Below are 17,445 nucleotides of genomic sequence, written 5' to 3'. Positions count from 1 at the left end.
CGATGCCACATAGGGCAGACCACAATCGGGCGCAACTGAGGCAAAGCGGTTTCGCGAATTTTATGAAAGGGGTCTTGGGGTCGCCGCTGCGGGATTGTCAGCGCTGGTGAGAGAGACCAGCTGGAGGGACCTTCCGCCCACGGCGACCCAAAAGTGTCCTGAGGCCTTGGCCTCGACCCAGCTTTGCCACAGTGTCGCCCTTTTGAAAAGTGCAAAATTCAAAACAGTGGCGAAAAATGTGCAAAACAATTGCATTATTGGGACCAATTTGGGGGACGTTTTTCGATAAAAGCTGAAATGCCTTCTTCTGTATCCCGGTACAGCATGTTTTGCGCCATTACGTCGCCGGTATAGGCATAGGCCTGATCCAGCGGCATCAGAAGCTGTTGATAAAACGCCTCTTTACCGATTTTGACAGCGACTCCCAGCTTGGAGGCAACCTGTTCTGCAAGCGCATTGGCTTCGTGTTCAAGCCGCGTCTCGGGGACAACGCGGTTGACCAAACCCAAATCGGCAGCACGTTCAGCTGATATGAAGTCTCCTGTTGTCAGCATCTCAAATGCCTGCTTTCTGGGGATATTGCGGCTGAGGGCCACCATTGGGGTGGAGCAGAATAAGCCGATATTAACCCCGTTCACTCCAAACCGCGTGTCTGCGGCGGCGACGGCCATGTCACAGGTTGCCACCAACTGACACCCGGCGGCGGTTGCAATGCCGTGGACCTGTGCGATGACGGGCTGGGGTAGGGACTGGATTGACATCATCACCTTCGCGCAGCGCGAAAACAGGTCATTGAAATAAGCTTTGCCGCCATCTTCGGACTGGCGTCCAGCCGTCATCTGTTTCAGATCGTGGCCAGCGCAAAATGCCTTGCCCTGACCCGCCAGGATCACTGCCCGGATCGATGTGTCTTCACGCAACGTGTCCAGTTCAGCCTGAAGCGCCGACAGCATCTCGTCACTCAGCGCGTTCAGCCTCTCTGGGGCGTTCATTGTAAGCCGCGCAACAGCGCCGGTGTCGTTACGTTCCAGAATTGCCATCTTGCCCTCCGATCCCATGTTGGGCCAACTCTAGGTCGGTATGAGCAGGAGGGAAAGCATGGCGTTGGCAATGAACCGGGACGAACTGTCACAATACCTTAAGCAGGTTTTCCCGCAGGTGCACAAAGACTTTGTCGTCGAGGACCTGACCGAAGATACAATCACCATGCGCCTTGTTGTGCAGGATCAGCATTTGCGGCCGGGGGGCACGGTTTCGGGGCCATCCATGTTTGGGCTGGCGGATGTTTGTGTATACGCAATGGTTCTGGCGCGAAAAGGGCGTCAATCCCTGGCGGTCACGACGAACAGTTCCCTGGATTTTTTGCGCAAACCAGAAGGCAACACGGACATGATCGCCAAATGTCGCCTGCTGAAACTGGGCCGGACTTTGGCCGTCGGTGACGTGCTTATGTATTCCGATGGCGCAGAAGACCCAGTTGCCAGAGCGACGATGACCTATTCCCTGCCACCTGCAGGGTCTGCAGCCGCGAAATTCGGATAAAAAAGACCGGGGACAAGCCCCGGCCCAGGAAGAGGTCCCAATAATGGGACTGGGGATCAGTTAAATCTGCCAAAAATGGCGCTTTACTTCGCGGCGCGCATCATGACGGGTCAGACCGACGTCTTTCAGCAAGCGGTCATCCAGATAACTAAGATTGACGCGGCTGCGGCGACGACGCTCCCATTGAGTGACCGCTGCCGCAAACCGCACGGCCAGTGCAGCGGCCAGAGGCAGCCGGGGGCTGTCGGTCAGCAGCAGAAGGGCGGGGGTGTGCATTGTGCGTGTCATCTCGGAATTCCTTTCAAATTGTATTGACACAAATTAGCTGTACTTGGTACACATGACTGATACATTCGAAATTGTGTCAAAAGCAAAGGAAGAATTGTAATGGATACAATTTGGCCAGAGGCGCTGTCAAAAGCTAAAGGACCGAAATACACTCTGGTTGCCGACACAATTCGAAAAGCCATAGATAACAAATCTTTGGAAGTCGGTGTCAAACTCCCTCCGGTGCGTGAACTGGCGTATCGACTGCAAATAACACCAGGTACAGTCGCGCGCGCCTATACAATCCTGACAGATGAGGGGTTGTTACAAGCCGAAGTCGGACGTGGTACATTTGTTGCGCCGCCGAAATCGCCCATTCTTGACGACGTTTGGGCGCGGCAACTGCATCTTCGCGACGACAAGTACAATGCCAATGTAAGCCTGTTCAGCCCAAGGTTGGCGGATATGGGGCAGGTGTCCCTGATCCGTGAATGTCTGAAAAAAGTGTCGCAAGCCGATCCGGGTTTGTTTCTGAATTACCCGACGCGCGATGCGTACCAACCCGTGCGACAGGCAGTTGTGGACTGGTTGTCAGACCTTCCGCTGGGCGCACTGACCCATGATGATATTGTGTTGACACATGGCGGCCAGAACGGGCTTTGCGTTGTGTTTCAGACGATCCTGCGCGGGCCCAAACCTGTCGTACTGGTCGAGGACCTGTCTTATGCCGGGTTCCGTCGCGCAGGCGAACTGATGCGCGCGGAAGTGGTCGGTGTGAAGATGGACAGATGGGGTGTCGATCCGGCAGCGTTAGAACATGTTCTGCGCCACACCACAGCGCAGGCCGTCTGCGTGTCTCCAGAAGTTCAAAACCCAACGGGCGCACACACACCGTTGGAGCGGAGGAAAGAGATCGTTGAGATTGCCCGTCGCTTTGATTTGCAGATCATTGAAGATGATTGCTATCGCATGGGCGACGCCCGAGAGCCCAGCTTTCGGGCACTGGCGCCTGAACGGGGATGGCATGTGTCATCAATCTCGAAGATTCTGACACCGGCATTGCGTGTGGGTTTTGCTATCGCTCCCAGAGAAAAAAGTGTGGATCTGCGCCGGTCCGCTGAATACGGATATTTCGGATTGGCCCAGCCCCTGGCGGAATTGACCCGCCTTCTGCTGTCCGATCCGCGTACGCGTCAGATCGCCAAGGATGTGCGTACGCGGATGGGGGATTATCTACGCGTTGCTGTCAATACCCTGGGTGGGTTTGATCTGAACTGGGCCCCGGACGTTCCCTTTGTCTGGCTGAGCCTTCCGTCTGGCTGGCGGTCGGCTGCATTCAGTCGCGCGGCCGAGCGGGAAGGGATACAACTCCGATCCGCCGACGAGTTCGCGCTGCGCGATGGGCGCGCGCCGAACGCGGTACGTATTGCCATGAATGGTCATGTGTCACTGGAACGGTTCGAGGACGCGATGCAGCGCCTGCGTGTTCTATTGGACAATCCGCCTGAACAAATCAGCGTTTGAATATGGGGTAATATAATACCTATTTTCTAAGTATTTGGTTTTACGTGCATAAATAAGACTAATGCCGCTTGACCTGCGTGCAGGCACCTCATAAAACCCGTCCATCGAATTCGGGCCGCTCCGCTGGGGCGGTCTTTCACATCAAACAGGACTATCCTGCCATGAAAACCTTTTCTGCAACACCTGCAGACATCGACAAGAAGTGGATCCTGATCGACGCCGAAGGCGTTGTTCTGGGCCGTCTTGCTTCGATCGTCGCCATGCGCCTGCGTGGCAAGCACAAAGCGTCGTTTACTCCGAACATGGATATGGGCGACAATGTCATTGTGATCAACGCTGACAAAATCCAGATGACCGGCAAGAAGCGCGAAGAAAACTTCTACTGGCACACTGGCCACCCGGGCGGCATCAAATCGCGCACCAAACAGCAGATCCTGGATGGCGCACACCCCGAGCGTGTTGTCTTCCAGGCCGTCAAGCGTATGCTGCCAGGCAACCGCCTGTCGCGCCAGCAGATGACCAACCTGCGTATCTATGCCGGTGCCGAGCACCCGCACGAGGCCCAGGCCCCCGAAGTTCTGGACGTCAAGTCCATGAACAAGAAAAACACCCGGAGCTAATGACCGATGGTTGATCAGATCAATACTCTCGAAGAGCTGAGCGCCGTCGCAGGCGTTGAAACCGTGGCCGAAGAAGTCATCGTGCGTGAACCCGTACGTGACGAGCTGGGCCGCTCCTATGCCACCGGCAAGCGTAAAGACGCTGTTGCCCGCGTCTGGATCAAGCCGGGTTCCGGCAAGGTCACCGTGAACGGCAAAGATCAGGACGTCTATTTTGCACGCCCCGTTCTGCAGCTGATCCTGCGCCAGCCGTTCCAGGTTGCCGGCGTAGAAGGTGAATTCGACGTTGTTGCAACCGTCAAAGGCGGTGGCCTGACCGGTCAGGCCGGTGCGGTTAAGCACGGCATCTCGAAAGCGCTGCAACTCTATGATCCGAACCTGCGTGGCGCACTGAAAGCCGCTGGCTTCCTGACCCGCGACAGCCGCGTTGTGGAACGTAAGAAATTCGGTAAGCGCAAAGCCCGCCGTTCGTTCCAGTTCTCGAAGCGTTAATTCGCCGGGAATACCCAAAAGAAAGGGCTCGCACTTGCGAGCCCTTTTGCTTTGCGCGGGTCAGGGATTCATTCTTCGTAAACGAGTTTCCACGCACCGTTTTCAACAACGTTGACGAACACAGTATCCGCGCCCTGATGGTCTTCAGGACCATAGGTTATGTGGTTGCCAACCAGATCGTCCTGATAATCCAGCGTTTCCATCGCTGCGATGAAACTGTCCTGCGTCAGATCAGGGCCTGCGGCCTCCAACGCCTTAACCATCATTTCAGCCGCCGAATAACCCAGCATGGCAAATCCGACCGGATCTTCGCCTGTGGCTGCCTTGTATTCCTCGATAAATGCGGCCGGGGCAGGTTGATCCGCACGCGCCCAAAGATCCTGCCACGAAGCTGCCGCGTAGAATCCATCGGTCACGCCACCGGGCACCTGCGCCACGACCGTCAGGAAACTGGCCGAGGTGCCGAGAAATTTCATATCGGTCAGACCCATTTTCTTAGCGGTGCCCACGACAGTGATCGCCTGCCGCACCCCAAGCGCCATGGTGACGATATCACAACCCTCTTCCTTGAGCTTGCTCAGCGATCCAACGAAATCCGTCTCATCCGGTTTATGGGTGGTTTCTGATCCAAAAGTGAGCCCGGCTTCTTCGGCTCCGGCCTTGCTGCCTTCTAGAATTTCCTCACCAAAATCTGTCGGCAGGTACATGGTGCAGACCGTCTTTGAGCCAAACTCGCCAGCCAGATAGTTCACACCGACACGCGCCTGATCGAAATAGGTCGAGAAGGAGGTGAACTTGTTCCGCATGGGTTCCTGCAACATCTGACGCGCAGCTGTAAGAGGCGCTACGTTGGGAATGCCTTTGGGATCCAACAGCTTGAACCCTGCCATGTTCATCGGCGTGCCAAGCGATTGCAGCATGGCAAATACCTTGTCGCGATTGAGCAGTTTGTTATAGCCCTGCATCGCACGTGGCATCTGATAGCCGTTGTCTTCGACCACGTAACGAATTTTTCGCCCGTGCACGCCACCGGCTGCATTCACCCGATCAAAGACGACATTTGCACCTTTGGTTGCCGGAACACCCACTGCGGCGAATATCCCGCTCAGGTCGTTGACAGAACCAATGACAATCTCATCATCGGTCACGCCCTGTGTTTGCGCCCAACCAAGTGTTGCCGATGCTGTCAGCAGTGATGCAGCCGCCAGACTGTTGCGTAATTTCTTCATCTCTTTCCTCCCGTTAATCTTTTGGTCAAGTGTACATGTCTTCGATCAGATGCCCGTGTTTCTTTTCAACCAGTCCGCGTTTCAGCTTCATCGTCGCAGTCAGTTCGTCGTCTTCAGCGGTCAGCAGGACGTCGATCAGACGGAAATCCTTGATCTGTTCGACCCGCGCAAATTCTGCATTAACAGCGGCAATTTCCGAACTGATCAACTGCCTGATTTCCGGTGCCGCGCATAGCGAGGCAAAATTCGAGAAGGGGATTTTATGGCCCTGCGCGTATTTTTCGACATTTTCCTGATCAATCATGATCAGTGCCGTCAGAAATTTGCGCCTGTCCCCGATGATGATTGCGTCCGCGACATAATGACTGAACTTAAGGCGGCTTTCGATCTCGGCTGGGGTGATGTTCTTACCACCTGCGGTGATGATGATATCCTTCAGGCGGCCCGTGATGGTGACATAGCCATCCTTATCTATTGACCCCATATCCCCGGTACGCAGCCAGCCATCGGCGGTGAAGGTTTCTGCTGTCTTCGCGTTGTTGCGCCAGTATCCCTGAAATATGTTCAGGCCCTTTAGTTGGATTTCGCCATCGTCCGAGATGCGAATGTCGCACCCTTCGACAACTTTGCCTATGGTTCCGATCTTATTGCTGTCTGTGGTGTTGAGCGTGGCGAGGCCCGAAGTTTCGGTCATCCCGAACCCTTCCACCAACGGCACGCCGATGGACCAGTACCATTTTAGCAGATCGGTCGAGATTGGCGCGGCGCCTGTTCCGCCTCGTCGCAGTTTGTCCAGACCCAACATTCGGCGCAGGTTTTTCAAAACCAGCTGATCCCAGAACCAGAATCTGGTGGCGACGCCGGATGGAACTGGTTGGCCTGCGCTCAGATATCCGGCACGGCGCGCACCAGTTTTTAATGCCAGGCCGAATGCCAGCCGCCCCAAAGGCGTGGCTTCCTGTGTCAGGATCTGGACGTGTGAGTAGATCTTTTCCCAAACCCTTGGCACCGCTGTGAAGGTTGAGGGCGAAACCTCCTGAAGGTTTGCGAAAATAGTTTCAGGGCTTTCGGCAAAATTGACAGTGCAGCGGGCCGCCAAGGGGAAATAGACCGAGACATTACGTTCCAGAATGTGACACAGAGGCAGGAAACACAGCTGTTCATCGCTGGGCAGCGCTGGCAGCACCCGTGCAGCGGATTCGATGGCGGCCAGGATGTTTTCATTGCTAAGCATTGCGCCTTTCGGCTGACCGGTTGTACCCGACGTATAGACCAGCAAGGCAATGTCCTGCGGTTTGGCCAATGCGATTTCCGCTTCGAAGCGCCCGGGCTCGGCCAGTTCCGCCTCTTGGCCCAAGGCGAACAGCTCGTCGATCATCATGCAGCGCGGATGGTTCAGGTCATGCAGCCCTTCGTCCTCGAGGATGATCACCTTGATCAGATCGGGAACCTCGGCCTCAATTCCCAGAAACTTGTCCAGATGTTCTTCGTCCTCGACAATCAGAAACCGGCTGCCGCTGTCGTTGATCAGATACTGCAACTGACTGGCGGAATCCGTGGTGTAGACGCCGGAAGCGATACCGCCAACGCCCTGAATACCCATGTCGAGCCAGGCCCATTCCTTGCGATCTTCGGACAGGATTGAGACCACATCGCCACGCTCCAGTCCCAGCTTGCGCAAGGCCAGCCCGATCCATTTGGCATGCTGCCAGTAATCGGCCCAGGAATAGGACTTCCAGATACCCAGGTCTTTTTCGCGATGCGCCGTTCGGCTGCCCAGTTCGGCACATCGGCTTTGGAACAACTCAGCAATTGTGATGCAGCCATCAACACGCACCGGGCGCTGACCTGCCGTTGCGTTGAACTGAACGCCGTTTATCACGACCTGTGGGGGTAGGGGCGTGGCGTCCATCCGTCTTACCTCCACGTCTTTTTCCGCTTCCAGCGGCGGCTTTCGCGCGCGCCTTCTTCTTGTTTTCCAAGATAGAAGCTTTGAATATCCTCGGATCGCAAAAGCGCGTCCGCGGCCCCGTCCATGACAATGCGACCCACCTCCATGACATAGCCGTGATGCGCCAGTTCCAGCGCCGCGTTGGCATTCTGTTCAACCAGCAACATCGTCATATTCTGTTCTTCGTTCAGACGTTTGAGAATGCCAAAGATCTCTTGCACCAGCAGAGGGGACAGGCCCAAAGACGGCTCATCCAGCAACATGATACGAGGCCGGGCCATCAATCCGCGCCCTATCGCCAGCATCTGTTGCTGCCCACCCGAAAGGGTTCCGGCCTCTTGCGACCGACGGCTTTTCAGAACCGGAAAATAACGAAAAACCAGCTCACGATCCTGTTCGATCTGGTCTTTGTCTTTGCGGGTGTAGGCGCCGAGGCTTAGGTTTTCATCAACCGTTAACAGAGGAAACACTTCGCGCCCTTCCGGGATGTGGACCACCCCGCGCTGGACAACCTTGTGCGGCTCCCAGCCCTGGATGTCACCGCCGTCAAAGGTGATTGTTCCCTTTTCCGGGTCCATCACACCAGAGATGGTTTTCATCAATGTGGTTTTGCCCGCGCCGTTTGCGCCAAGGATCGACACGATTTTTCCTTCGTGTACATCCAGTGAAACGCCCCGAATGGCCATGATCGGACCGTAGAAACTTTCGATATTGCGAACTTGCAAGATCGGAGTGTTCATGAGGCTTTTCCCAGATAAGCCTCGATCACGGCCGGGTGCGATTGCACGTCTGCCGGTGGCCCGAGGGCCAGCTTTGCCCCATCTGCCATGGCCAGGACCCGGTCGGACACGCCTGATACCAATCCCATATCGTGTTCGACCATCAGCACGGTAATTCCCATTTGCCTCCGGATATCGTCGATCCACCAACGCATATCGGTCGTCTCTTCCACCGACAGCCCCGACGCCGGTTCATCCAGCAACAGTAACTTGGGATCGGTCGCCAGGGCACGTGCCACTTCGACCACTTTGCGCACGCCGTAAGGCAGCCCTGAAATCATCTTGTCGCGATAGGCCTGCAAGTCGAGGAAATCGATGATTTTTTCAACTTTTTCCCGGTTCTCCAGCTCTTGCCGTCGAACTGCAGGGGTGAACAAAAGTTCCGAAATCAGGTTCGTAGTCCGATGCCTGTGTCGTCCGACCAAAAGGTTTTGCAGGACAGTTGCGTGTTCGAAGAGCTCGATGTTCTGGAAGGTTCTCGCCACACCAAAGGCCGCCACGCCAGACGGTTTGACCTGAAGCAGATCGTGACCATCAAACCTAATCGACCCTGAAAACGGTTCGTAAAAGCGCGAGATCAGGTTGAAGACCGTCGATTTGCCCGCGCCATTCGGCCCGACTATGGCAAAAACTTCGCCCTTCTGAACCTCGAAGGACAAATTGTCCACGGCCGTCAGACCACCAAATTTCAGGGTAACGTTTTCAAATTCCAGCAAGCTCATCTCAGACGCTCCGTCTTGAGATAGGATTTCTGCCGTTTGAACATGTCCTTGCGATAGAAAGGAAACAGTTCGAACCAGGTGCGGATTTTTAGCCAGCGGCCATAGATGCCCATGGGTTCGAAAAGGATGAAGCCGATCAGGATCATGCCAAAGATGCCGAACTCCAGCCCCGGAATGGCAACGGTGTTTCCACCGATAATCGCGCCGACATATTCCTTTGAAATCGATAGAAACTGCGGCAAGAACCCGATGACGATTGCACCCAGAAACGAGCCATGGATCGAGCCCAGCCCGCCAATAACAATCATCATCAGCAATTGGATCGAGATCAGGACGCTGAAGGTTTCATTGTTAAACGCACCAGCAAACAGACCCATCAACGCGCCGGCCCAACCTGTAACCGCACAGGACAGGGCGAATGAAATCATCTTTGTTCGCGCGATATCTATACCCATCGCCTGCGCCGAAACCTCGGAGTCGCGCACGGCGATGAAGCTGCGACCCAATGGGGCCCGCAGCAGGTTTATATATCCCAACGTGACCAGAACGGTGACGAACAGAACCAGCCAGTAAAAAAGATCAGGCGTCCCCCAGCGGTCAACCGTAAGGCCAAAGATCTCGACCCCGCCGATATATTTACCAGCGACACCACCAGTGATCGGCTCGGACAGAACGATGATGTCATCCATCAGGATGGACAGCGCCATGGTAAAGATCGCCAGGTAGATACCGTGAAGCCGCAGCGCAGGGACTGCGACGGTCACACCCGCGATCCCGGTCAGAATTCCGGCCAGCGGAAACGCGACTAGAAAAGGAACGCCTGCCTCAATCAGGGCCACGTTGGCGTAACAGCCAAAGGCCAGAAAGGCCGCATGGCCCAGGCTGACTTGCCCTGTATGTCCGGTCAGTATCATCAGACCCAGACCGGCGATGGCCCAGATCAGAACGTTTGTCAGTTCACCCAGATAGAAATCGTCCAGTGCGAAAGGCGCGGCCGCGACGACAAACAATAGAAGCAGATAAAGGCACAGCTGGAACCCGTCTTTCCAGGGGCGGATATCCTGTATGTAGTCGGTTTTGAAAACGATCCGCATGGCTCAGACCTTCTTGACCCGGACCTGACTGAACAGCCCGTTTGGCCGGAAGATCAGGACGGCAAGCAGCAAAGCGTATGGTGCGACCTGGCTGTAACCTGCCGCAATGTACCGGCTGGCGAAGGGTTCGATAATGCCGACAATCAGCCCTCCGGCCAATGCACCCGGCAAACTGCCGAACCCGCCGATAACGGCGGCGGCAAACGCCTTGATGCCCAGCAATCCTGTTGTCGGATCCACAGCCCCTTTTGCAGCAAAGAGAATTCCGGCAATTCCTGCAACGCCTCCGGCCAAAGCCCAGACCCATCCCTGAACACGCCTGACGGGAATGCCCATGTAATAAGCTGCCAGCTGGTTTTGCGAGGCGCCCTGCATCGCCAGACCCAGCTTGGTGCGGCTGAAGAAAACATAGAGTGCCCATGTCAGCAGCACCGTAACAACGATTATCGCGACATCCTCCATCCCCAGTACAAGACCGCCCATGCGCACTTCTTTGCCCGCAAGCGGGTTTTGCAGCGTTTGCGGCTCGTGCCCCCAGATCAGACCGGCAATGAAACGGATCACAAAGCCCAAAGCAATGGTCAGTATGACAACGGCGGTCTGGCTTTCACCGAACAAGCGGCGAATGATCAGGCGATCAAGAAGAAAACCGAGCGCGCCCATTATTCCCAATGAAACAGGCAGAGCGAGCCAGAACGGCAACCCCATATATTCGGTATTTGTCAGGCCGATGGTCACAAATGCGCCCAGCATCATGAAATCGCCCTGCGCAAAGTTCACCGCTTCGGTTGCCTTGTAGATCAGTACAAAGCCAAGCGCGATCAGGCCGTAGACACACCCGTTCGCCAGCCCGCTAATCAGCAGCTGCGCATTATCCACACTGTCCTCCCTCCACCGGTTTTCCAGCGTCTTCTTCCGCCCGCGTGTATCCTCCGGCAACGCAGGTGAGTTCTACTATGGGGCGATAATCACCTTTCCGTCACTCTTTTTCAGCGCTTCGGCAAGATTCGACACAAGATTTTCGAGTGTAAGGTGTTCGGAAACATCCGTTTTCCAGCGACCATTGGCAAAGCGGGCCTGAACTTCGGCCACAACCCGCATCTGGTCAGCGGGCGGTGTCGACATCATCCATTGCGTCAGCCAGAAACCTTCGATCCGTTTGCCCATGAAAATCAGCTGGCCGGTCTGGGAAAGCGTTGGCGCTTCGGTCGAAAGTTTGCCGTAGCTGACCCAGCGCGCCCGGTTGGGCATGGCGCAGAACAGTTTCTCGGACAGTTGATCCGTCACCGCATCAAGGAAGACCCGCGGCTTCAGCGTGGCGCTTATCGCGGCAAACTTCTCGACGATTTCAGGATCGGACGTCACAAGCACTTCGGCAGCTCCAAGACTTTTCAGCGTGTCGACTGTCTCGGCCCGGCGCACCAGCGCGATGGGTTTCAACCCCAGATCACGCCCGAGGCTGCACATCAGTTTTCCCAATTGGCTGGACGCAGCGGATATCACAAATGCATCGCCGTCTTCCCTTGCCATGTCCACCATCGCCATCGCGGTGAGAGGGTTGACGATTTGCGCGGCGCCGTCATCATCTGAAATATCCGGACGCAAGGGAATACACATTTGCATCTGCGTCACGATGTATTCCGCCCAGGCGCCGGAACCTGCGGCCACGAAAGCGACGCGCTGTCCCTTCAGCGCCTCGGCACCTTTTCCGGTTGCAACGACGTCGCCACAGCCTTCGAAGCCGGCCGCGGCACCTTTGACGCGCGGCTGGCCGTATTCACCCTTGATGAAGTGGAGGTCGGACGGATTGACCGACGACGCGCGCAGGCGGATCAAAACCTGACCGGGGCCGGGATTGGGAACGGGCAGTTCCGCGGGTTCAAGCCAATCAGCCGCATCCTCGATGACTGGTCCGGTCGAAGTGGCCGAGTACCCGCCGTGTTTCAGGATGGCAGCTTTCATTGTTTGGGGCAGGTCAGTCATGGGATCGTCCTCAAGATGGCTTGTTCAATGCGCACACCCCGTAAACAGGAGATTGCCAACGGGCGACCTCGGGGTGAGGATGTGTTGTCGGGGCAGCCAATCAAAAGCCGCACACTGGGTCAATTCAGAGAAACGATAACGTAAGGGCACGACTGGAAAATTGGCGTGCGGGGTAGGGGCCGGGAACTGGCAACCGGCCCCTTCTTTATTATTGCTGCGTCAACAGCGCGGTCAGTTCCTGAATCTTCAAGGCGATGGTTTCAGGCGACTCTTTAATGTCATTTACAATCTTGATCGCCTGTTCTTTCAGATCCGTGGCCAATGTGCTGTCCTGAATTGAGCTCATGATGCCTTCATAGTCGAAATTGGTGGGGTCCAGCTTGCCTTCCTGAATCCAGGAGCTCAGCAATTCCTGTCCCTGACCCGCCAGCGCCGCCACCTGATCACCGGCTTGCTGTGCTGCCTCGGATGCTTGTTCCGCAACAGACGAAGCTGCCTCACTGGCTTGGTCGGCAACCGACGATGCGGCTTCCTGCGCCTGTTCGGTCAAGGATGAAGCTGCCTCGCTGGCCTGTTCTGTTGCACCTTCCAGCGCATCAGACGCAGCTTCCTGAGCGGTTGACGCGGCATCAGCCACTGCATCGCCCGCCTCCTGCGCTGCGGATTGCACTTGTTCAGCCGGAGTTTGTTCGGACTGGTTGAGATAGTAGTAACCACCAACACCGACAGCGGCGATGATGATCAGGATAAGAATACGCGACATGTGTGTCTCCTTTGGAAAATGTGTCGCCGGGATGCGTTAAATGTAGCGGAGATACAAAGGGGAATTCCTGTGAATTCTCAGCAGAATACAGGTTTGGGCCGTGCTACGCTGATTGCACCAGATTTCACGGCAAGAACACGCCGGGTGACCCAGGCCACTACAGTTTCTGACAGCGGATCACTTGCAATTTGTTGAGAACACAGATCAGACCGGAAGACGTTTTCTGACAGCCTTCGATATTGGGAATGTGGCGGAGAGACAGGGATTCGAACCCTGGGTGGGCTTGCACCCACAACGGTTTTCGAGACCGCCCCGTTCGACCACTCCGGCACCTCTCCGCGGGGGTCTGTGAGGGGGGGATTTAGTCAGGAACGAACGGGGGCGCAAGCAGAAAATTCCGGAAATCGTGATTGCCGGGATTTTCCGTTGCCTGCCAGCGCAAAACACCTACTCTGAAAGGTATGACACAGTTTGCACACCGCATCGCCTTTTGGTTTCTCGCCCCGTTTCTGGCGCTTGTTCTGGTTCCTCTGGAGCTTTCTGCGGCGAACCGGGATCGGATTGAGGCTTTTTTGACGACGACCGGTTTTGACGTAGCTCTTGAAAGCATCGCCCTGAGCTCACGGTCCGCGCCGCAGATGTTGGGTGTTGACCCAGAGGGTTTCGGCTCGGACTGGACCCGTTTGACGGACGAGGTTTTTGAAGTCGGTGCAATGCACGACACCGCAGTTTCCATTCTGGAACAGACCCTAAGTGACGAGGCCCTGGCACACGCTGTCGAGTTTTACGCGTCTGACCTTGGTCAACGTCTGGTCGTGGCCGAAAATGCCTCACACATGCAAGAAGACGATGACGTCAAGCAATTGGCAGGCCAAAGGATCATTTCTGATCTGATCAAGAACGGGTCGAAACGGGTCGAAAGTTTTAAACGCATGAACACGGCGATCGATTCCACAGGTACGGCGTTGCGTGCCTTGCAGGAAATTCAGGTGCGCTTCCTGCTGGCGGCCAGCGCATCGGGAGTCATCGAGTTACAGCTGGACGGGGATGAACTGCGTGAATTGATGAAGCAAAATGAACCGGCAATGCGTCAGTCACTGCAACTGTCCAATCTGGCGGGCGCTGCTTACACCTATCAGGATTTTTCCGACGCCGATGTGGATACGTATGTTGACGCGCTGGAACAGCCGCTGATGCAGGAAGTCTACGAGCTATTGAACGCCATCCAATATGAGATCATGGCCATGAGGTTCGAGGTTCTGGCCGCGCGGATGGCCGAATTGCACCCGGCACAGGACATTTGATGCAGCGCGCTATTCTGGCATTTGTTGTCACCGTGAGTTGGGCACTGCCGCTGTATGCTGATGGAAAAGTCGATCGACTGGCACAAGCCATGCGTCTGACACAGGTGATGGAAATCCTTGTTCACGAGGGGCAGGGCCATCGCGAGACTCTTGACGATACTTTTTTGGATAACAAGGGTGGCGCTTTTTTCGAGTCACAGGTCAATCGTATCTACGATCCCCTTTGGATGCGGGAAAATCTGACGGACGCCTTCAAAGAAGGTATGTCCGATGTTCAGCTTGATCAGGCCATCTTGTTTTTTGAAAGCGATCTTGGCCAGACCATAGTAACACTGGAAAACTCGGCCCGGCGCGCCATGTCAGAACAGGCAATCGAAGACATGGCCCGAGAAGCCTACAAATCCGCAGAACGCAGCACCGCTCAGTTTGCTTTGGTCAAGGAATATATCGAGGCAAATGACCTGATCGAAAAGAATGTTCAGGGGGCATTGACGTCTGACTACAGCTTCTTTCAGGGACTTGATGTTGATGCCCGGACCGATGATCAGGAACTTCTGGCCGAGCTTTTGTTGCAGAAAGATAGCCGGGCCGAGGACACTGAGGAGTGGCTTTTCTCGTTTCTTCTTATGGCCTACCGCCCGTTGGACGAGGCGCAGATGCGCGAAAATATCGCGTTTTCCAGAACCGAGACGGGACAGGCCCTGAATGACGCCGTGTTTGACGGCTTTGATCGCATGTTCAATGATATTTCCTATCGCCTGGGGCAGGCGGTTGCACAGGCGCTGAGGGCGTCCGATCTTTGACGCCGCTTTGGTGTTGACTTTTACCTGTAATCTATGGATAAGCGCGCATCCCGGCCGGTTTTCCGCGCCGGGTATCGTTATTATTTGGCCCTCATGACGTTGTCAGGGGCCATTCACACAGCCCGAAAAGGGCGCGCTGTTCGAGGTGGCTTTCAAGTTTATTGGGGCCAAAACACCCAACCGGGGACCACAGAACGCGGGTTAGAAAAGGAAAGACGCATGTTTGCGGTCCTCAAGACTGGCGGCAAGCAGTACAAGGTTCAGGCGGGCGATATCCTCCGCGTTGAAAAACTGGCTGCCGACGCAGGTGAAAAAGTTCAATTCAACGATGTTCTGATGCTGGGCGGTGACGCTCCGGTTGTTGGCGCACCTTTCGTTGCAGGCGCAGGCGTTCAGGCCGAAGTGATCGAACAGATCAAAGGTGACAAGGTCATCAAGTTCGTCAAACGCCGTCGTAAGCACAGCTCGAAGCGTACCGTTGGCCACCGTCAGAAACTGACACTGGTCAAAATCACCGACATTCTGGCGTCGGGCGCCGACAAATCCGGCATCAAAGCTGCAACCGGTTCCGCTCCGGCTGGCGAGGCGGCACCCGCTGCAAAGCCTGCCAAGAAAGCCGAAGCCAAGGCTGAAGCACCCGCTGCTGTCGCTGCTGACGATCTGACCCAACTGAACGGTGTCGGCCCTGCCGCCGCCAAGAAGCTGGTTGAGGCCGGTATCGAGAGCTTTGCCGCTCTGGCCGCCTTGTCGGATGAGCAGATTGCTGCTATCGAAACGGTCAAAGTGAAACCCGAATGGGTTGAGCAAGCCAAAGAATTGGCTAAAGGCTAAGGAGAGAGAGAATGGCACATAAAAAAGCTGGCGGTTCCTCCCGTAACGGTCGCGACTCAGCTGGTCGTCGCCTTGGCGTAAAACTGTATGGTGGCCAGGCCGCTATCGCAGGCAACATCATCGTGCGTCAGCGCGGCACCAAGTTCTGGCCGGGTGAAGGCGTAGGCATTGGCAAAGATCACACCATCTTTGCAACTGTCGATGGCGCCGTGAAGTTCCACAAGGGACTTAAAAACCGCACCTTTATTTCGGTCCTGCCAGTGGCGGAGGCCGCAGAGTAAGCCGAGACCCAGAAGGTTTAAGAAAAATTCATGGGGGACCGGCACAAAGTGCCGGTCCCCTTTCTCGTTTTAACGCAGTCGTGATCGAAAGAACCAATGACAGTCGCAACCACCAGTTTCCTGATATTTGCCGCCTCTCAGGTTGGCACGCCAGGGCCGGCCAACATGGTCCTGCTGGGAACGGGTGCGCGCTATGGGTTTCGCGCCGCATTGCCTTTTGTGGCCGGTGTCGTGCTTGGCAAGCAGCTGATTATCTGGCCCGTGGGCTTTGGCCTGCTGCAACTGGCGGAACAGGTTCCGACGGCCTTTGCGGCGCTGAAATATGCTTCGGCTGCATATATTTGCTGGCTGGCGTGGAAGATCGCGAATTTGCGATTGTCGCGCGAAAATGCGGTCGGTGATGTTCCGGGATTCTGGGCGGGGTTGATCGTGCATCCGCTGAACCCAAAAGCCTGGGCCATGATTGTTGCGGGTTTTACCGGCTTTGTCGCGGCGGGGACGTCCAGCTTTGACGCAACGCTCACGATCGCTCTTAGTTTGTTGATCTGCCAGATTTTTTTGCACCCGATCTGGACTTTTGCGGGGGATAGAATCGCGCATGCGGTTGAAGGTCGCCCGGCGGAAAAATATCTGATGTGGACGTTGGCGGGTCTTACGGTCGCGTCCGTACTATTCGTGTTGTTCGGAGGAGGAACACACCAATGAAGCTTGAGACAATAATAAATCAGCCGGTCATTGAAACCGAGCGGTTCGACCTGCGCCCCCTGCGCCGGTCGGATATGGGCCTTATCGAGCATTACGCAGGTGATGAGCGCGTGGCGCGGATGACCACCAGTATTGCACATCCACTGGCCCCCGGTTCGATCGAAGCCTTTGTAACCCGTTCGATGGCTGACAACCGGGACGAGGACGTCTGGGTAATGGATGCTACCAAGGACGGTGGTCCGGAACTGATCGGTGTGATTTCGCTGAAACGGCTGGACCGGAATCAATCCGAAGTTGGCTATTGGGTCGCGCCGATCTATTGGAACACGGGCATTGCCTCGATGGCTGTGGAAGCGCTTGTTAACGCCAACCCGCTGGAAAACGCGACGATGTTTGCCAGTGTGTTTCAGGATAATCCGGCCTCGGCCCGGGTTCTGACCCATTGCGGGTTCCAGTATCTGGGCGATGCGGAAAGCTATTCGGTGGCGCGCGATGCGAATGTGCCCACCTGGACATACAGTAAAAAACTCTGACTTGTGGCCGATGGGGCCTTTG

At 55.8% G+C, this 17,445-nt stretch carries 20 protein-coding genes and 1 tRNA gene; 10 read left to right on the top strand and 11 right to left on the bottom strand.

All coding sequences use genetic code 11. The features are described from left to right. Nucleotides 1–254: 254 nt before the first annotated feature. Nucleotides 255–1,040 (bottom strand): enoyl-CoA hydratase, encoded by a 786-nt coding sequence (locus ACR0DY_RS01915; protein ID WP_480897730.1) that lies wholly within the window; start codon nucleotides 1,038–1,040, stop codon nucleotides 255–257. 58 nt (nucleotides 1,041–1,098) lie between these two features. On the opposite strand from ACR0DY_RS01915, the gene ACR0DY_RS01910 reads away from it, so the two are divergent. After that, the gene (locus ACR0DY_RS01910; RefSeq protein WP_480558422.1) at nucleotides 1,099–1,542 is read left to right on the top strand and encodes a PaaI family thioesterase; all 444 of its coding nucleotides are present in this window, start codon (nucleotides 1,099–1,101) and stop codon (nucleotides 1,540–1,542) included. Between the two features lie 60 nt (nucleotides 1,543–1,602). On the opposite strand, the gene ACR0DY_RS01905 is transcribed toward ACR0DY_RS01910, so the two are convergent. Next, the gene (locus ACR0DY_RS01905; RefSeq protein ID WP_480472702.1) at nucleotides 1,603–1,830 is read right to left on the bottom strand and encodes a DUF1127 domain-containing protein; all 228 of its coding nucleotides are present in this window, start codon (nucleotides 1,828–1,830) and stop codon (nucleotides 1,603–1,605) included. Between the two features lie 99 nt (nucleotides 1,831–1,929). Between ACR0DY_RS01905 and ACR0DY_RS01900 the strand changes: the two genes are divergently transcribed. The 3 genes from ACR0DY_RS01900 (at nucleotide 1,930) to rpsI (ending at nucleotide 4,445) form a co-directional block, all read left to right on the top strand. Further along, entirely contained in the window at nucleotides 1,930–3,333 is a 1,404-nt protein-coding gene (locus tag ACR0DY_RS01900) for an aminotransferase-like domain-containing protein (protein WP_480897728.1), read from the top strand. Nucleotides 3,334–3,494: 161 nt separating this feature from the next. Further along, the gene (rplM, locus tag ACR0DY_RS01895; protein WP_480472706.1) at nucleotides 3,495–3,953 is read left to right on the top strand and encodes a 50S ribosomal protein L13; all 459 of its coding nucleotides are present in this window, start codon (nucleotides 3,495–3,497) and stop codon (nucleotides 3,951–3,953) included. A gap of 6 nt (nucleotides 3,954–3,959) precedes the next feature. Beyond that, nucleotides 3,960–4,445, top strand: a complete 486-nt coding sequence (gene rpsI / locus ACR0DY_RS01890) for a 30S ribosomal protein S9 (protein WP_209503959.1) — start codon at nucleotides 3,960–3,962, stop codon at nucleotides 4,443–4,445. 68 nt (nucleotides 4,446–4,513) lie between these two features. Here the strand turns inward: rpsI and ACR0DY_RS01885 are convergent, their stop codons facing one another. From ACR0DY_RS01885 to ACR0DY_RS01845, 9 genes are all read right to left on the bottom strand, one after another. Beyond that, nucleotides 4,514–5,674, bottom strand: a complete 1,161-nt coding sequence (locus ACR0DY_RS01885; protein ID WP_480472708.1) for an ABC transporter substrate-binding protein — start codon at nucleotides 5,672–5,674, stop codon at nucleotides 4,514–4,516. Nucleotides 5,675–5,699: 25 nt separating this feature from the next. Next, nucleotides 5,700–7,586, bottom strand: a complete 1,887-nt coding sequence (locus ACR0DY_RS01880) for an AMP-dependent synthetase/ligase (protein ID WP_480545584.1) — start codon at nucleotides 7,584–7,586, stop codon at nucleotides 5,700–5,702. 5 nt (nucleotides 7,587–7,591) lie between these two features. Continuing rightward, the gene (locus tag ACR0DY_RS01875) at nucleotides 7,592–8,365 is read right to left on the bottom strand and encodes an ABC transporter ATP-binding protein (protein WP_480485672.1); all 774 of its coding nucleotides are present in this window, start codon (nucleotides 8,363–8,365) and stop codon (nucleotides 7,592–7,594) included. Beyond that, complete coding sequence (locus ACR0DY_RS01870) at nucleotides 8,362–9,126, bottom strand: ABC transporter ATP-binding protein (RefSeq protein WP_480480983.1); 765 nt, start codon at nucleotides 9,124–9,126, stop codon at nucleotides 8,362–8,364. Before ACR0DY_RS01870 ends, ACR0DY_RS01875 begins: the two co-directional genes overlap by 4 nt. Then, nucleotides 9,123–10,220 carry a branched-chain amino acid ABC transporter permease gene (locus tag ACR0DY_RS01865; protein ID WP_480897725.1) on the bottom strand — a complete coding sequence of 366 codons (1,098 nt, stop codon included), beginning with the start codon at nucleotides 10,218–10,220 and terminating at the stop codon, nucleotides 9,123–9,125. The genes ACR0DY_RS01870 and ACR0DY_RS01865 overlap by 4 nt, the downstream gene beginning before the upstream one ends. Nucleotides 10,221–10,223: 3 nt before the next feature. Beyond that, the gene (locus tag ACR0DY_RS01860; protein ID WP_480545582.1) at nucleotides 10,224–11,099 is read right to left on the bottom strand and encodes a branched-chain amino acid ABC transporter permease; all 876 of its coding nucleotides are present in this window, start codon (nucleotides 11,097–11,099) and stop codon (nucleotides 10,224–10,226) included. A gap of 75 nt (nucleotides 11,100–11,174) precedes the next feature. Continuing rightward, nucleotides 11,175–12,203 (bottom strand): alcohol dehydrogenase catalytic domain-containing protein, encoded by a 1,029-nt coding sequence (locus ACR0DY_RS01855; protein ID WP_480897722.1) that lies wholly within the window; start codon nucleotides 12,201–12,203, stop codon nucleotides 11,175–11,177. A gap of 208 nt (nucleotides 12,204–12,411) precedes the next feature. Continuing rightward, nucleotides 12,412–12,966: a hypothetical protein gene (locus ACR0DY_RS01850; RefSeq protein WP_480545581.1), complete on the bottom strand. Its 555-nt coding sequence runs from the start codon at nucleotides 12,964–12,966 to the stop codon at nucleotides 12,412–12,414. A gap of 248 nt (nucleotides 12,967–13,214) precedes the next feature. Further along, nucleotides 13,215–13,304 (bottom strand) — tRNA-Ser (locus tag ACR0DY_RS01845). Between the two features lie 123 nt (nucleotides 13,305–13,427). On the opposite strand from ACR0DY_RS01845, the gene ACR0DY_RS01840 reads away from it, so the two are divergent. The 6 genes from ACR0DY_RS01840 to ACR0DY_RS01815 all read left to right on the top strand — a co-directional run bounded on the left by ACR0DY_RS01840 (nucleotide 13,428) and on the right by ACR0DY_RS01815 (nucleotide 17,423). Further along, on the top strand, nucleotides 13,428–14,270 hold the full coding sequence (locus ACR0DY_RS01840) for a DUF2059 domain-containing protein (protein ID WP_480897720.1): 843 nt from the start codon (nucleotides 13,428–13,430) through the stop codon (nucleotides 14,268–14,270). Continuing rightward, nucleotides 14,270–15,073: a DUF2059 domain-containing protein gene (locus tag ACR0DY_RS01835; protein ID WP_480897718.1), complete on the top strand. Its 804-nt coding sequence runs from the start codon at nucleotides 14,270–14,272 to the stop codon at nucleotides 15,071–15,073. Before ACR0DY_RS01840 ends, ACR0DY_RS01835 begins: the two co-directional genes overlap by 1 nt. 219 nt (nucleotides 15,074–15,292) lie before the next feature. Next, nucleotides 15,293–15,904 (top strand): 50S ribosomal protein L21, encoded by a 612-nt coding sequence (locus ACR0DY_RS01830; RefSeq protein WP_267364761.1) that lies wholly within the window; start codon nucleotides 15,293–15,295, stop codon nucleotides 15,902–15,904. 11 nt (nucleotides 15,905–15,915) lie between these two features. After that, nucleotides 15,916–16,185: a 50S ribosomal protein L27 gene (gene rpmA, locus ACR0DY_RS01825; protein WP_050602452.1), complete on the top strand. Its 270-nt coding sequence runs from the start codon at nucleotides 15,916–15,918 to the stop codon at nucleotides 16,183–16,185. 96 nt (nucleotides 16,186–16,281) lie between these two features. Continuing rightward, nucleotides 16,282–16,890 (top strand): LysE family translocator, encoded by a 609-nt coding sequence (locus tag ACR0DY_RS01820; RefSeq protein ID WP_480545579.1) that lies wholly within the window; start codon nucleotides 16,282–16,284, stop codon nucleotides 16,888–16,890. After that, on the top strand, nucleotides 16,887–17,423 hold the full coding sequence (locus ACR0DY_RS01815) for a GNAT family N-acetyltransferase (protein WP_480472732.1): 537 nt from the start codon (nucleotides 16,887–16,889) through the stop codon (nucleotides 17,421–17,423). The genes ACR0DY_RS01820 and ACR0DY_RS01815 overlap by 4 nt, the downstream gene beginning before the upstream one ends. Nucleotides 17,424–17,445 lie beyond the last annotated feature (22 nt).

The sequence above is a fragment of the Ruegeria sp. O6 genome, from assembly GCF_056535045.1.
Note: the sequence above shows the minus strand (reverse complement) of the source record. Positions and strands in the feature narration are given on the sequence as shown.